A 14,176-nucleotide genomic window follows, 5' to 3' on the forward strand; every position below is an offset into this window, starting at 1 on the left:
CGGTCATGCTGCGTCGACAGCAACTACCCCGCGACGAATTGCAGCTACCGCCCGCGCCGCAGTCTTCGCGACGTCGGCATCCGTCGAAGTCAGGCGGACCTGATCGAGGAGATCGATCACCTGACGACACCAACGTACAAAGTCACCCGCAGACAGCGCACGACCCTGCACTCCGGCCGCGATCAGTGCGTCGACAAGCGAGTTTTCGCTCGCCCAGTGATAAACGGCAGTGACGAATCCGAGATCCGGTTCCCGCGTCGGCGGCAGCTTGTGGCGAATCTCGTCCGACCGCAGCTCGCTCCACAATCGTTGAGTGTCGTTGAGGGCGTGACGAAGCGCCGCTGTCGGCACCCGATCGACGGTGTCCCCGTCCCGACGTGATTCGTAGACCACCGAGGACACGACGGCCGCCAGCTCGGCCGGGCTGAGACCTGTCCACGCCCCGGTCCGCAGGCATTCGGCGACCAGAAGGTCGCTTTCCGAGTAGATGCGGCTGAGTCGTCGTCCGGATTCGGTGACTTCGGGCGCTGCTTCGGCAGTCATGTACTCACGCTCTTTGAGTAGCGCAATGATGCGGTCGAACGTCCGCGCCAACGAGTTGGTGGTGGCCGCAGCCTTTTCCCTCATCGACTGCGTTTCCCTGGCCAGCCGGTTGTAGCGCTCACCGATCCGGCTCAGATGTTCACGATCGGGCCAGCTGTGGCACGGATGCGAGCGAATAGCACGTCGCAAAGTAGCGACCTCGGCATCTTCGGATGCGCCCGCCTTGTGGCGCTTCTTTCGCCGGGGGGCACTGATCCCGGTACTACGCAACGCCGAGGCCAGATCGCGCCGGATCCGGGCGGTGTGGTGATCGACATGCTTGGGCAGTCGCATCTTTCCCAGAACGTCGGCTGCTTCCGGGAAATCACTCGAGGAGAGTCGGCCGGCCCACTGGTCGGCCGTCAGAACCAGCGGACGCGGGTCCTTCGGATCGTTGTCCGGGACGAGGACCACTGCCACCCCGGAATGACGACCGATGGGAATTGCGATCACGTCACCGCGGGCGAGTGCACGGAGGGACTCCACCGCATCTCCGCGTCGGTCTTCGCGGCCCTTACGTTCGAGCGCGCGCTCGCGCGCACTGAGCCGCTCACGCAACGACGCGTATTCGAAGTATTCGCCGTCCGCACCGCCGAGTTTCTCCTGCAAACCCTTCAGTGCTTCTTCGTTCCGCTCGATGCCACGCACCAGGCCGACCACCGAGCGATCCGCTTGGAACTGCGCGAAGGAACGTTCGAGCAGCTTCCGTGAATCCGCCGCGCCCATGCGTTCGACGAGATTGATCGACATGTTGTACGAGGGGCGGAACGAACTGCGGAGCGGGAACGTCCGTGTCGACGCCAAACCGGCGACATCCGTCGGCTCGACCCCGGGCTGCCACAGGACCACAGCGTGGCCTTCGACGTCGATGCCGCGTCGGCCGGCCCGACCCGTCAGCTGCGTGTACTCCCCCGGCGTCAGTTCGGCGTGCGATTCACCGTTGTACTTGACCAGACGTTCGAGCACCACCGTGCGTGCCGGCATGTTGATGCCGAGGGCCAGCGTCTCGGTCGCGAAGACCGCCCGCACGAGCCCCTTGACGAACAGTTCCTCGACTGTCTGGCGGAATGCCGGCAGCATGCCGGCATGGTGAGATGCCAGTCCGCGTCGTAGTGCCTTGCACCAGTCCCGATATCCGAGAACTTCGAGATCCTCTTCGGGTAGTTCCCCGGTGTGTTTCTCGATGATGGTGTCGATCTCGCGGACCTGCTCCGGCGAAGTGAGATCCAGTCTGGACCGCAGGCACTGTGCAAGAGCCGCATCACAACCGGCTCGGCTGAAGATGAAAGTGATGGCCGGGAGCAGTCCGGACTGATCGAGCTGAGCGATGACGTCAGGTCGTGGCAAGGGCCGGAAATCGTTGGAACTCTGGTAGCTGCCGCGTCGTCCGCGGCCACGCGGCTGCCAGCTCTCGACGCGTTCGAGAGCCTGACGCTGCTTGACGTGGCGAACCAGATCCTGGTCGACGAGCACGGTCTTCGGCCCGGCAGCAGGATGACTACGACTGTCGAAGAGATCGAAGATTCGCCTACCGACCATGATGTGCTGCCACAGCGGGATCGGCCGAGTCTCGTCCACGACCACAGTGGTGTTGCCGCGGACGGTTTCCATCCAGGCACCGAATTCTTCGGCATTGCTCACGGTCGCCGACAAACTCACCAGGCGTACGTCCTCGGACAAGTGCAGGATCACTTCCTCCCACACCGCCCCACGGAACCGGTCGGCCAGGTAATGCACTTCGTCCATGACGACGTGCGAAAGCCCGCGCAGTGCCTCGGAGTTGGCGTAGAGCATGTTCCGCAGGACTTCGGTGGTCATGACGACCACCGGTGCGTCGGAGTTGATACTCGAATCACCCGTCAGCAGACCGACTTCGCCGGGGCCGTACCGCTCGACGAGTTCGGCGTACTTCTGATTGCTCAGCGCTTTGATCGGCGTCGTGTAGAAACACTTGCGGCCCGCCGCCAGAGCCAGGTGGACAGCGAACTCGCCGACCACGGTCTTGCCTGCACCGGTCGGCGCGCAGACAAGGACGCCGTGGCCCGCTTCGAGCGCAACGCATGCCTTCACCTGGAATGGATCGAGTTCGAACTTCAGGCTGGACGCGAACGTGCTCAGTTCACTCTTGTTCATAACCACCTCGTCAGGGTTTCACACGCCGCCGACGTGGTGGCACGGCGCTCAGAGAGTGTCAGTGAAATCCTGGCCGGGCGCGTTGTCGCCGGCGGTGTCGGATTTCTCCGCGACCGGAGCCTTGGACTTGGACTTACGTCCGAACAATCCACTCGATTCGGCCTTGGGTTTGGTCGGATTGTCGAAAGCCTCGTTCAGATCGGACGGAGCCGAGATGGAGGAAGCTTCCTCGTCGGACAGTGCGCCCCAGTCTTCACCGGCTCGCTTGGCCTTACGTTTGTCGTTGAGGCGAGCGATCTGGACCGCGACCTCGAAGAGAAGCGTCAGAGCCAGCGCGAGCGCCAACATCGAGAACGGATCCGACCCTGGCGTGGCAACTGCAGCGAATACGAAGAGCCCGAAGATCAATCCTCGACGCCAGGCCTTCAAACGCTCGTACGTCAGAATGCCGGCAAAGTTCAACACGACGACGAGCAGTGGGATTTCGAAGCTGACGCCGAAGATGAGCAGCAGATTGATGATGAAGCCGAAGTACTCCGAACCACTGAGCGCGGTGATCTGGACGTTGTCACCGATGGTCAGGAGGAAGTGCAAAGCCTTCGCCACGACGAGGTACGCCAGGATTGCGCCGAGAATGAAGAGAGCGGCACCCGCGGTGACGAATCCGACCGCGTAGCGACGCTCTTTGGCGTATAGGCCCGGGGTGATGAATGCCCACAATTGGTAAAGCCACACCGGGCAGGCAAGAACGATGCCGGCGGTGAGCGCCACTTTGAATCGCAGCATGAACTGCTCGAACGGCCCGGTCGCCAGCAATCGGCACGCGTCGTCGGTGCTGAGGTTGGCGCGACTCTCGGACGGAAGCTCACAGTACGGTCCGCGAAGCAGATCGCCCAGACTTTCGAGACCGAGTATCGAGTGTGAATACCAGAAGAAGCCGAACGCCGTGGTGATGATCACGCCGAGGAATGCGAACAACAAACGAGTCCGCAATTCGTACAGGTGGTCGACCAACGACATGGTGCCGTCTGGGTTGACCTTCCGCTTGCGGTTACGCGGGTCTAACGGAATACGCACTGTGCATCCTGGTCTTGGTCAGCAGACAACCGGGGTGAACGAATATTTCACCCCGGCTAGAACGCAGTGTGTACTAGAGCGGCTTGACTTCGGTCGGCTGCGCAACAGGTGCTGCTGCACCGTTTGCGACCACCGCGGTGTTGGCCGTCGGCAACTGTGCCGGAGCAGGCTGTGCGACCGGCGCGCTTGCGGGCGCCGCATCGTCGTTCTGCATTTCCTTGACTTCGCTCTTGAAGATGCGGAGGGAACGACCCAGACCGCGTGCTGCATCGGGAAGCTTCTTCGACCCGAACAGAATTACGACGACAACAGCGACAATCAGCCAATGCATCGGCTGCATTGCACCCATAACGACCTCCCATGATCAGATTCCTCGATGCTACCGGACACAACCGGCGCTCGGAGGTGCCAAAGCACTTACTTCAGCTACCTTTTACCTGTTTGTTTCCTGCGAACTCACTGAACGTGAAGTTTCCCGAAGTTTTACGAACCGATTACGTCATAGGCGTCGAGCGCCGCAACGGCTCGATCATGGACTTCGGAGACCAGTTCCGGCGGATGAAGGACCCGAACGCCCTCACCGAATCCCAACACCAGCCTTGCCATCCATTCAAGTGTTCCGAAACTCATCGTCGCCTCGACCGACCCGTCGTCGTTCACGTGCTCGACGTCCAACGGGTAGTAGTCGAGCATCCACACCCACTCTTTGGTGATGAACAACCGCGCTTCCGGAAGGGAACCGTCGCCGCTGAACAATTCGAGATTCGAATCCTCCTCGAGGGCCTGCGGCGGCGGGTCGGCGGGCTCGGCGAGTTGGACGGCGGCGTCGATCCGATCGAATCTGAACAACCGCACGCCCTCGGCTTGACGGCACCACGCCTGGAGGTAGCTGTAGTTGTCGACCAACACGATACGAACGGGGTCGACGATGCGCTCGGAGACCGCGTCACGCGAGGCCGAGTAATACGTCAATCGCAGGGCGGTCTTGTCTGCGAGCGCGGCTCTGACCGTCGCGGCTATCGGGTCTTCGGCGATATCCGGCGCCGGCGATGTGTCCCGGTCCTGACCGATGGCTCGTGCCGCGGCCGAGCCTGCTGCGTCCTCGATCTTCGCGATGGCACGCTGCGCCGAGGACGGATCGACCATGCCCGGCATTTCCACCAAGGACCGCAGGGCGATCAGCAACGCCGTCGCCTCCGTCGACGTGAGGCGCAACGGGCGATCGATCCCGGCCGAGAACGTGACCTCGATACTTTCCTCGGAGAAGGACAGGTCGATGAGATCACCGGGACCGTAACCGGGCAGTCCGCACACCCACAGTTGATTGAGGTCGGTCATCAGTTGAGTGGTGCTGACACCGAGCTCCTCGGCGGCCTCGGCGGGACTGATGCCAGGATTCGCGATGAAGTACGGCACGAGGTTGAGCAGCCGTGCCAACCGCGACGACAGTCGATTGCTCATCAGTGGTCCCCCTGTCCATTGCCGGTGATCGGGCTCGCCGCGGCGGCGCGCAGCTTCGCGACGACCTCAGCACGCAAATCCGGTGGGTCCAGTACCAATGCGTCCAACCCGTGACCGGCGATCAACCGAGCGGTCCATTCCCAGGATCGGACGGGGATGGCCAGCACGCTGCCGTCGCGATCGGTCAACCGCCGTTCGGACGACGACGTCGCAAGCCGCCGAAGCTCATGGGCGCGGCCGTCTGCGACCCACACCGTAGCCGTCCCGGTCACGACGCCCGAACCGGTCACGCGATCGACGACCTCGCGAAGGTCGACACCTTCAGGTTTGTGAACCGAACCGGCCGGGCCGAACTCCCTGACGTCGTCACCGATCCGTGAGAGCCGGAAGGTCCTCACCGCATCACGGTCGACGTCGTGCCCGACCAGGTACCACTTGCCGTTGTGCGTGACGACGCCCCACGGCTCGACGGTGCGCTCGGTGAACGGTTCGTTCAATGCGCCGCGGTGCTGAAAATGAACTGCTCGGCCGGCGTCGACCGCTGCAAGAAGCTTGCCGAGCGCGGGCTCCGAACCGCGGGTGCGCGCGGGAATCGCGGTGACCGGGGCGGCACTGACTTCTGAGTCGACCTGGACGCCGGCCGCTCGGAGTTTGAGTAGTGCACTCTGGGCTGCCGAAATCAGTTCCGGCGACTCCCACAACTGCACCGCGACGGCGACTGCAGCAGATTCCTCGCTGGTGAGGTCCACGTCCGGAAGCTCGTAGGCATTGCGATTGATCCGATACCCCTCGACGGTCGAGAACCGTCCTGCCAGACCGGTTTCCAACGGGACACCCAGGTCACGAAGTTCGTTCTTGTCGCGCTCGAACATCCGACTGAACGCTTCGTAGTTCGCGGAATCGTTGTACCCGGCCACACTGTCACGGATTTTCTCCGCCGTGAGGAACTGTCTGGTGGACAGCAATGCGATCACCAGGTTCATCAACCGCTCGATTTTTGATGTCGCCACGCCGAAATCCTAGTGGCTATCCGATAACCGAACGCGCGCCGGACACTTTCGTGCCCGGCGCGTCGCCGCAAAACAGACCTGCCGTCTTGTACATCTCGAAATTGAGTGACCTACATCGAAGCGATCAAACGCTCGACACGCTCGTCGACGGAGCGGAACGGGTCCTTGCACAGCACCGTTCTCTGCGCCTGATCGTTGAGCTTGAGGTGAACCCAGTCGACTGTGAAGTCCCGGCCTGCGGCCTGGGCTGCGGTGATGAAGTCGCCCCGCAATTTGGCGCGCGTGGTCTGCGGCGGATTCTCGACGGCGTCGTCGATCGTTTCGTCCTCGGTGACCCGCTTGACCAAGCCCTTGCGCTGGAGAACGTCGAAGACACCCCGGCCGCGTTTGATGTCGTGGTACGCCAAGTCGAGCTGCGCGATCTTGGGATCGGACAGGTCGAAACCGTGACGGTCCTGGTAGCGCTGGAACAGCTTGCGCTTGATGACCCAGTCGATCTCCGTGTCGACCTTCGCAAAATCCTGAGCTTCGACGGCATCGAGGGTGCGACCCCACAGGTCGACTACCTGCTCCACCTGCGGGTCCGGTTCGCGGTTACGCAGATGTTCGACTGCCTTGGCGTGGTATTCGCGTTGAATATCGAGGGCACTGGCCTGACGTCCACCAGCAAGGCGAACCGGCTTTTTACCGGTCACGTCGTGACTGACCTCGCGGATGGCACGAATCGGGTTGTCCAGCGCGAAATCGCGGAACGACACCCCGGCTTCGATCATCTCGAGCACCAGTGCGGCAGAACCGACCTTGAGCATCGTCGTCGTTTCGGCCATGTTCGAATCGCCGACGATCACGTGCAGGCGGCGGTACTTCTCGGCGTCCGCGTGCGGTTCGTCGCGGGTGTTGATGATCGGACGCGAGCGAGTGGTAGCCGACGAGACGCCCTCCCAGATGTGTTCCGCGCGCTGCGAGAGGCAGAACGTCGCGGCCTTCGGAGTCTGCAGTACCTTTCCGGCGCCGCAGATCAACTGGCGCGTGACGAGGAACGGCAACAAGACATCCGAAATGCGGGAGAACTCACCGGCGCGCGCGACGAGAAAGTTCTCGTGGCAGCCGTACGAGTTTCCGGCCGAGTCGGTGTTGTTCTTGAAGAGATAGATGTCGCCACCAATACCCTCCTCGGCGAGTCTCGCCTCGGCGTCGATCAGCAGTTCTTCGAGCACACGCTCACCGGCACGGTCGTGATTGACCAGCTGGATGAGGCTGTCGCACTCGGCCGTCGCGTACTCCGGGTGCGAACCCACATCCAGGTACAAGCGAGCTCCGTTACGGAGGAAGACGTTGGAGCTGCGACCCCACGACACGACACGACGGAAGAGGTAACGAGCAACCTCGTCGGGGCTCAGTCTCCTGTGCCCGTGAAAGGTGCAGGTAACGCCGAATTCCGTCTCGATACCCATGATTCGTCTCTGCACACTTCGACAGTACAACCAGAATGCGAGGTTCACCCGTGTACTTCGATCGCGTCGTAAGTCACGACTCGACAACGTCGGGCGGCAGCATAGTGTGACGGTGTGAGCCTTATTCGCCGAAAAGTTGTCCGAAGCGACGTCAAAGTCATGGAAAGCACTGGAGCACTGCGCCCTTCCGTGCTCGACCCGACCATGCGGTTTCTCTCCAGAGCCGCCGATCACGGCGTTTTGTGGATGGTTGTCGCCGCCTTGCTCGCGATGATCGGCGGGCGGCCCCGTAGGGCAGCAGCACGCGGGCTGCTCGCACTGGCCGGTTCCAGCGCGCTGGCCAACGGCATACTCAAGCCCCTCTTTCCCCGCCGACGCCCACCGGCACGCGTCTGGCTGAGCCCGAAGCGAGGCGTCGACATTCCGACGTCGTCCTCGTTCCCCTCCGGACATTCGTCTTCGGCCGCGGCATTCACCGCGGCAGTGGCCATGGAGTCCCCGGTTGCTGGAGCTGCTCTCGCACCACTGGCCGCGGCAGTGGCGTACTCACGCGTTCACAACGGAGTCCACTGGCCGTCCGACGTCTTCGCAGGCCTCGCGGTCGGCGGTGCTATCGCTGCCGGCACGCGTCGTTGGTGGGCGGTGCGCGACGAAGAACCCGCCGAACTCGGACCCGAGTGCGTGGTTCCCGCGCTCCCGCGCGGAGAAGGCTTGTTGGTCTTCACCAATCCTGGTTCAGGCTCCGAGGACGACGGGATCGTGGAATCGATTCGAGAACTACTACCGGAAGCGATCGTCTACGAGTTCGACGCGGACATCGACTTCGACATGCAGATCGATGCCAAGATCCCCGAGCTCTCGCCGAAAGCGTTGGGTGTATGCGGCGGCGACGGAACAGTGGTCACGGTCGCGACCGCGGCGACAAAGCACGAGCTACCACTTGCGGTTTTTCCCGGCGGAACATTGAACCATTTCGCCCGCGACGTCGGGGCGGTGAATGTCGAGGAGACCGCACAGGCAGTCGAGTCCGGTCAGGCGGCATTCGTCGACCACGCGGTGGTGCGCACGGATTCCGGAGTGACTGCACGGTTTCTCAACACAGCCAGCCTCGGTGGATACCCGGATGCTGTGCGCCTGAGGGAAAAATGGGAACCACGATTCGGTAAGTGGCCGGCCGCAGGAGCCGCGATGATCCGGGTTCTCGCAGCGGCGGAGCCGATGACGGTGACCATCGACGGGAAGCGGACCACAATCTGGATGCTGTTCGTCGGAAACGGGCGATACTCCCCCGCCGATCAGGTGCCGATGTCGCGTCCGGAGATGAACCGTGGACTACTCGACGTCCGCTATCTGCGCGCGGACAAGAAATTCTCGCGCTCACGTCTGCTGTTTGCGGCTGCCACAGGAACATTGGGCAGCTCGCGGGTCTACGTTCGCGAACTCGTCTCGTCGATGTCGGTTCGAGTCGCCGATTCACCGGTAGCCATCGCCACCGACGGTGAAGTGGTGGCAGACGCGCGCCGGTTCGATTTCGACACCGAACCGGGCGCGGTGGCCGTCTACCGAGTCACTCAGTAACTCCAGACCTGCAGTAACTCCCAGACCTACGGAGTATCTACGAGGGTGCGTCGCCGTTTGCCGGCGGCGCATCCTCGACTGCTGCCGGAGCTGGAAGCATCTCTTCCAAAACCGTTCCAGCGATCCGTTTGAACGCACGGCGTGGACGATTGCTGTCGAGTACGGCAACCTCGAGTGCACTCACATCGAGAGTTCGTGGTTCCGCCTCAGTGGTTCCGGCCGGTGCCGGGCCGCCCTTTTGGAGCGCCCCGACTGCAATCCGCACTGCGGATTCGAGGTCGAGGTCTCGCTGGTACGACTCGCGCATCGCCGTCACGATCGGTTCGGTCGTGCCGCCCATGACCACGAATTCCTGCTCGTCCGCGATGGATCCGTCGTACGTGATCCGGTAGAGCTGAGCCGGCGTACTGCTTCCGAAGCGACCGATCTCGGCAACACAGATCTCGACCTCGTACGGCTTGGGCTGCTCGGTGAAGATCGTTCCCAGGGTTTGTGCGTACGCATTGGCGAGAGAACGCCCGGTTACGTCCCGACGGTCGTACGAGTACCCACGCATGTCTGCGTGGACGATGCCCGCGCGGCGCAGATTCTCGAACTCGTTGTACTTGCCCACTGCCGCGAATCCGAGACGGTCGTACAGTTCGCTGACCTTGTGCAGAGCACGCGACGGGTTCTCGGCGACAAAGAGCACTCCGTCGCGGTAGGTGAGAACGACGACGCTGCGCCCGCGGGCAATTCCCTTGCGCGCCAATTCCGAACGATCGCGCATGATCTGTTCGGCTGATGCGTAGTACGGCATCGTCATAGCGCAGACTCCCCTTCCGGACTCGCGGTCGCCGTGCGAGCCGCGACGATCTCCCGGGCGATCTCGGCAGCCCTGCTGGGCGACAACTCCACAGCGCCGGCCGAGGTGATGGTGACCGCCGTCGGATAGATCCCTCGTGTCAGATCAGGACCACCGGTAGCCGAATCGTCATCTGCCGCGTCGTAGAGCGCCTCGACGGCGAACCGAAGCGCGGTGTCCTCGTCGATTCCCGGTGAATACAGCTTCTTGAGCGCCGATTTCGCGAACAGGGAGCCGGATCCGACTGCGTGATAGCCCGCGCGCTCCTCGTATCGCCCACCGACGACGTCGTAGGAGACGATGCGACCGGCGGTGGACGGATCGACCGCGTCCAGGTCGTAACCCACGAGCAGTGGCACAACCGCCAAACCTTGCATCGCTGCTCCGAGATTTCCTCGAACCATCGACGAAAGTCGATTGGCCTTGCCGTCGAACGTGAGTGGGACGCCTTCGATCTTCTCGTAATGTTCGAGCTCGACCGCGAAGAGCCGGACCAGTTCGATTGCGATCCCGGCCGTACCGGCAATACCCGCAGCCGAGTAGTCATCCGTGACGTACACCTTCTGCACGTCACGGCTGGCGATGAGATTGCCCATCGTCGCTCGGCGATCACCCGCGAGCAGAACACCACCCGCATAGCTGATCGCGACGATGGTGGTGCCGTGCGGAGCTACGTCTCCCCCGCCCATGACAACACCTCCTGTGTCGGCGAAGCGGTTCTGCGGAAGATGCTCCGGTGCATGCACCCGAAGGTATTCCGAGAATGACGACAGATTCGAGCCGAAGCTCAACCGTGTGTCCCCGTCTGTGATCCGGGGCGCGCGATCCACCGTCACTGGCCGCCCTTCTGGACGTAGGCACGGACGAAGTCCTCGGCGTTCTCTTCCAACACGTCGTCGATCTCGTCGAGCAGGTCGTCGGTTTCTGCAGCGAGCTTCTCGCGACGTTCCTGGCCGGCACTGCCGTCGCCACCAGTGGTTTCGTCGTCTTCGCCGCCACCGGCACGCTGCGTCTGTTCTTGAGCCATCGCCGTCGACCTCCTTGTGTGAAGGGAGCTCTCGCGAGCATCCTGTTCGGCCCAGCAGAGTCGGTAACTGATCCCGCTCGGACCTTCACCCTACCGAGCGGCACCGTCAGGTGTGGAGAGACGCGACGGCGAGCCGAATCGGCTGATTTCAGTGAGTGAGCTGATCAACCAGTTCCGCGGCGCTGTCCACGGAGTCGAGCAACGCTCCGACGTGCGCTTTGGTACCTCGAAGCGGCTCGAGGGTGGGGATACGGATCAACGATTCACCGCCGAGATCGAAGATGACCGAATCCCAGCTCGCGGCCGCGATATCGGCACCGAATCGGCGTAGGCACTCGCCCCGGAAGTATGCGCGAGTGTCGGTGGGAGGGTTCGTGACCGCGTCGAGAACCTGCTGTTCGGTGACAAGCCGCTCCATGGAGCCGCGAGCAACCAGGCGGTTGTACAGGCCCTTGTCGAGTCGCACGTCGGAGTACTGCAGATCCACCAGATGCAATCGCGGCGCCGACCACGCGAGTCCCTCACGATTGCGGAACCCTTCGAGCAGACGCAGTTTGGCCGGCCAGTCGAGGATGTTCGCGCACTCCATGGGATCGCGCTCGAGGAGATCGAGAACCATCGCCCACTTGGCGACGATATCGTCCGCTCGCGGATCACGATCGGTCTCACGGTCGAGGAACTTCGAGACACGTTCGAGGTAAATGCGTTGCAGCGCAAGCCCTGTCAGTTCACGTCCGTCGGCCAGCGCAACGGTCTTGCGCAGAGTGGGGTCGTGACTGATGTGGTGGACGGCCGTGACCGGACGCGCCAGTTGCAGATCGGTGAGGTCGACACCTGCCTCGATCAGGTCGAGTACCAGCGCCGTTGTTCCAACCTTGAGGTACGTCGACATCTCCGCGAGGTTCGCGTCACCGATGATGACGTGCAGGCGGCGATACTTGTCCGCATCCGCGTGCGGTTCGTCGCGGGTGTTGATGATTCCGCGCTTGAGAGTGGTCTCGAGGCCTACTTCGACCTCGATGTAGTCGGATCGCTGCGAAAGCTGGAATCCGGCCTCGTCGCCGGACTGACCGAGACCCACACGCCCGGAACCGCAGATGACCTGCCGGGACGCGAAAAACGGCGTCAATCCTGTCACGATCGAGGCGAACGGGGTCTCACGTGAGCAGAGGTAGTTCTCGTGCGTGCCGTACGAGGCACCCTTGCCGTCGACGTTGTTCTTGTACAGCTGGAGCCGAGGCGCACCCGGCACGCTGGATGCGTGCCGCGCAGCCGCTTCCATGACGCGTTCGCCGGCCTTGTCCCAGATCACGGCGTCGAGCGGGTCGGCGACCTCGGGCGCCGAATACTCCGGATGTGCGTGGTCGACGTACAACCGTGCCCCGTTGGTGAGAATCATGTTCGCGGCGCCGATCTCGTCCGCGTCGATCACCGGCGCGGGACCGCTCATTCGCCCCAGATCGAAGCCTCGGGCATCTCGCAGCGGAGATTCGACCTCGTAATCCCAGCGTGTGCGCTTGGCCCGTGGCACGCCCGCTGCGGCGGCGTAGGCAAGCACCGCCTGGGTTGAAGTGAGAATCGGATTCGCCGACGGCTCACTGGGTGAAGATATTCCGTATTCGACCTCGACACCGATGATCCGCTGCATGACACAAGAGCCTATGTGATTGCGGCGCGGCACCCACAGGCGTGGCACAGTTGGAGGAATGCACCAACCTCTCACCGCAGACCTGAATCCCGCGGACGAGGTAGTCGCCGTGTACGACCGGACGGGTAATCCGATCGGCCGAGCACCACGTTCCGTCGTCTACTCGGGTGGGCTCTGGCACGCGAGTGCGGGCGTCCTGGTTCGTACCGGGGACGGCTCCCGCATCTACGTCCATCGCCGAACCGACACGAAAGCGGTGTTCGGGGGCTATCACGACTGTCTGGCCGGAGGTGTCGTCGATCCAGGTGAGACGCCGCAGGAAACTGCGATCCGTGAAGTCGGTGAAGAACTCGGAATCTTCGGAACGGCAGACCAGCCACTCCGACTGACGGAGATCGCTCGAAAATCCTGGGACGGCGAGTGGAACAACTCTCCGTTGCGCTGTCACCTGTTTGCGTTCGAACTCAGATACGACGGGCCGATGGCACATCAGCCCAGCGAGATCGCCGAAGGTTGGTGGTGGACGCCGAAAGAACTCGGCGCCCACCTGCAGGACCCGTCGTGGCCGTTCGTTCCGGACTCACGCGCGCTGCTGGCCGACTATTGCTGGAGCTGAACACCGCTGGGACTGAACACCGCTGGGACTGAACACTGGTGGGACCTGTGATCAGCCCGGGGTGATCGCCGAGAGCCAAGCAGCGAACGCGCTGGGGTTGCGGGTCTGCGCGAGAACGCGTCCTGGGCCGGTGAAGTCGAAGACAAATCCTTCACCGGACTTCATCGACTGAATGGTGCGCCCCTGAACGGCGCGCCGCATGTTGAAATTCATGCCGAGGTCGTAGGCGACCACGTGACCGGTATCGATCGTGACTGTCTCGCCTGGCTGCAAGTCGATGACGTCGATCGCGCCGTAGACGGCCAGCACTACTTCACCGTCGCCACTTGCCCGCAGGCCGAAGCCTCCCTCACCGCCGAAGAGGTTGGACATGCCGCCCCACTTGGACTCGACCGTCACACCGTAGGAGTTGGCCAACCAGGTTCCACGGTTGAGGAAGAACGGGCGATCAGAGGTGATGGTCAGCGGGATCAGATCTCCGGGAAGCACACCAGTCACGTCGACCCAACCACCTTGCGGCGGAGCGGTATACGTCGTGACGAAAAATGATTCGCCGCTCAGCATCGACCGCTTGAGTCCCTGCAGGACGCCGCCCTGCGCCTTCGCTTCGAGAACTACGCCGGCAGAATGCGCGAGCATCGCCCCGCTCTCCACGCGCAGCGGTTCGCCGGGCGCGAGGTAGCAGCGAGCGACTGTGGACGACGGATTGTGTCGAAGATGTATCTGCACGGCGGGACTCTAAACCA

13 protein-coding genes are annotated in these 14,176 nt (G+C 62.8%); 2 read left to right on the forward strand and 11 right to left on the reverse strand.

The window, feature by feature from the left end; genetic code table 11:
• Positions 1–3: 3 nt before the first annotated feature.
• The 6 genes from RA302_RS15010 to pafA form a co-directional block, all read right to left on the reverse strand.
• The gene (locus RA302_RS15010; protein WP_070162323.1) at positions 4–2,715 is read right to left on the reverse strand and encodes an RNA helicase; all 2,712 of its coding nucleotides are present in this window, start codon (positions 2,713–2,715) and stop codon (positions 4–6) included.
• A 48-nt stretch (positions 2,716–2,763) separates the two neighbouring features.
• Positions 2,764–3,792, reverse strand: coding sequence for a twin-arginine translocase subunit TatC (tatC, locus tag RA302_RS15015; RefSeq protein WP_003945030.1), 1,029 nt, complete (start codon positions 3,790–3,792; stop codon positions 2,764–2,766).
• A 73-nt stretch (positions 3,793–3,865) separates the two neighbouring features.
• On the reverse strand, positions 3,866–4,141 hold the full coding sequence (gene tatA, locus RA302_RS15020; RefSeq protein ID WP_003944836.1) for a Sec-independent protein translocase subunit TatA: 276 nt from the start codon (positions 4,139–4,141) through the stop codon (positions 3,866–3,868).
• 134 nt (positions 4,142–4,275) lie between these two features.
• The gene (locus RA302_RS15025) at positions 4,276–5,253 is read right to left on the reverse strand and encodes a YafY family protein (RefSeq protein WP_070162325.1); all 978 of its coding nucleotides are present in this window, start codon (positions 5,251–5,253) and stop codon (positions 4,276–4,278) included.
• On the reverse strand, positions 5,253–6,263 hold the full coding sequence (locus tag RA302_RS15030) for a YafY family protein (protein WP_003944939.1): 1,011 nt from the start codon (positions 6,261–6,263) through the stop codon (positions 5,253–5,255). Before RA302_RS15030 ends, RA302_RS15025 begins: the two co-directional genes overlap by 1 nt.
• Positions 6,264–6,373: 110 nt before the next feature.
• Positions 6,374–7,732, reverse strand: coding sequence for a Pup--protein ligase (gene pafA / locus RA302_RS15035; RefSeq protein WP_007729869.1), 1,359 nt, complete (start codon positions 7,730–7,732; stop codon positions 6,374–6,376).
• A 144-nt stretch (positions 7,733–7,876) separates the two neighbouring features.
• Here pafA and RA302_RS15040 point away from each other — a divergent pair, with 144 nt between their 5' ends.
• Positions 7,877–9,295 (forward strand): phosphatase PAP2 family protein, encoded by a 1,419-nt coding sequence (locus RA302_RS15040; RefSeq protein ID WP_007729871.1) that lies wholly within the window; start codon positions 7,877–7,879, stop codon positions 9,293–9,295.
• A gap of 37 nt (positions 9,296–9,332) precedes the next feature.
• Here RA302_RS15040 and prcA read toward each other — a convergent pair whose 3' ends face one another.
• The 4 genes from prcA to dop all read right to left on the reverse strand — a co-directional run bounded on the left by prcA (position 9,333) and on the right by dop (position 12,814).
• Positions 9,333–10,100, reverse strand: coding sequence for a proteasome subunit alpha (prcA, locus tag RA302_RS15045; RefSeq protein WP_003945006.1), 768 nt, complete (start codon positions 10,098–10,100; stop codon positions 9,333–9,335).
• Positions 10,097–10,975 (reverse strand): proteasome subunit beta, encoded by an 879-nt coding sequence (gene prcB / locus RA302_RS15050; protein ID WP_030536341.1) that lies wholly within the window; start codon positions 10,973–10,975, stop codon positions 10,097–10,099. Before prcB ends, prcA begins: the two co-directional genes overlap by 4 nt.
• Positions 10,972–11,166, reverse strand: a complete 195-nt coding sequence (locus RA302_RS15055; RefSeq protein WP_003944925.1) for a ubiquitin-like protein Pup — start codon at positions 11,164–11,166, stop codon at positions 10,972–10,974. Before RA302_RS15055 ends, prcB begins: the two co-directional genes overlap by 4 nt.
• Positions 11,167–11,314: 148 nt before the next feature.
• A complete protein-coding gene (gene dop / locus RA302_RS15060) occupies positions 11,315–12,814 on the reverse strand; it encodes a depupylase/deamidase Dop (protein WP_003944852.1) in 1,500 nt (499 codons plus the stop codon).
• 58 nt (positions 12,815–12,872) lie between these two features.
• Here dop and RA302_RS15065 point away from each other — a divergent pair, with 58 nt between their 5' ends.
• Positions 12,873–13,430: an NUDIX domain-containing protein gene (locus RA302_RS15065; protein ID WP_007729886.1), complete on the forward strand. Its 558-nt coding sequence runs from the start codon at positions 12,873–12,875 to the stop codon at positions 13,428–13,430.
• A gap of 51 nt (positions 13,431–13,481) precedes the next feature.
• On the opposite strand, the gene RA302_RS15070 is transcribed toward RA302_RS15065, so the two are convergent.
• Positions 13,482–14,159 (reverse strand): TIGR00266 family protein, encoded by a 678-nt coding sequence (locus RA302_RS15070; protein ID WP_003944961.1) that lies wholly within the window; start codon positions 14,157–14,159, stop codon positions 13,482–13,484.
• Between the last annotated feature and the right edge of the window lie 17 nt (positions 14,160–14,176).

It is taken from the genome of Rhodococcus sp. DN22 (assembly GCF_036669995.1).
GTDB lineage: Bacteria > Actinomycetota > Actinomycetes > Mycobacteriales > Mycobacteriaceae > Rhodococcus_F > Rhodococcus_F erythropolis.

Coding starts and splice junctions, on each gene's coding strand:
- RA302_RS15040 (WP_007729871.1), top strand. CDS start 7,877: ATGGAAAGCACTGGAGCACTGCGCCCTTCCGTGCTCGACCCGACCATG.
- tatA (WP_003944836.1), bottom strand. CDS start 4,141: ATGGGTGCAATGCAGCCGATGCATTGGCTGATTGTCGCTGTTGTCGTC.
- RA302_RS15025 (WP_070162325.1), bottom strand. CDS start 5,253: ATGAGCAATCGACTGTCGTCGCGGTTGGCACGGCTGCTCAACCTCGTG.
- prcA (WP_003945006.1), bottom strand. CDS start 10,100: ATGACGATGCCGTACTACGCATCAGCCGAACAGATCATGCGCGATCGT.
- RA302_RS15010 (WP_070162323.1), bottom strand. CDS start 2,715: ATGAACAAGAGTGAACTGAGCACGTTCGCGTCCAGCCTGAAGTTCGAA.
- RA302_RS15055 (WP_003944925.1), bottom strand. CDS start 11,166: ATGGCTCAAGAACAGACGCAGCGTGCCGGTGGCGGCGAAGACGACGAA.
- RA302_RS15065 (WP_007729886.1), top strand. CDS start 12,873: ATGCACCAACCTCTCACCGCAGACCTGAATCCCGCGGACGAGGTAGTC.
- dop (WP_003944852.1), bottom strand. CDS start 12,814: ATGCAGCGGATCATCGGTGTCGAGGTCGAATACGGAATATCTTCACCC.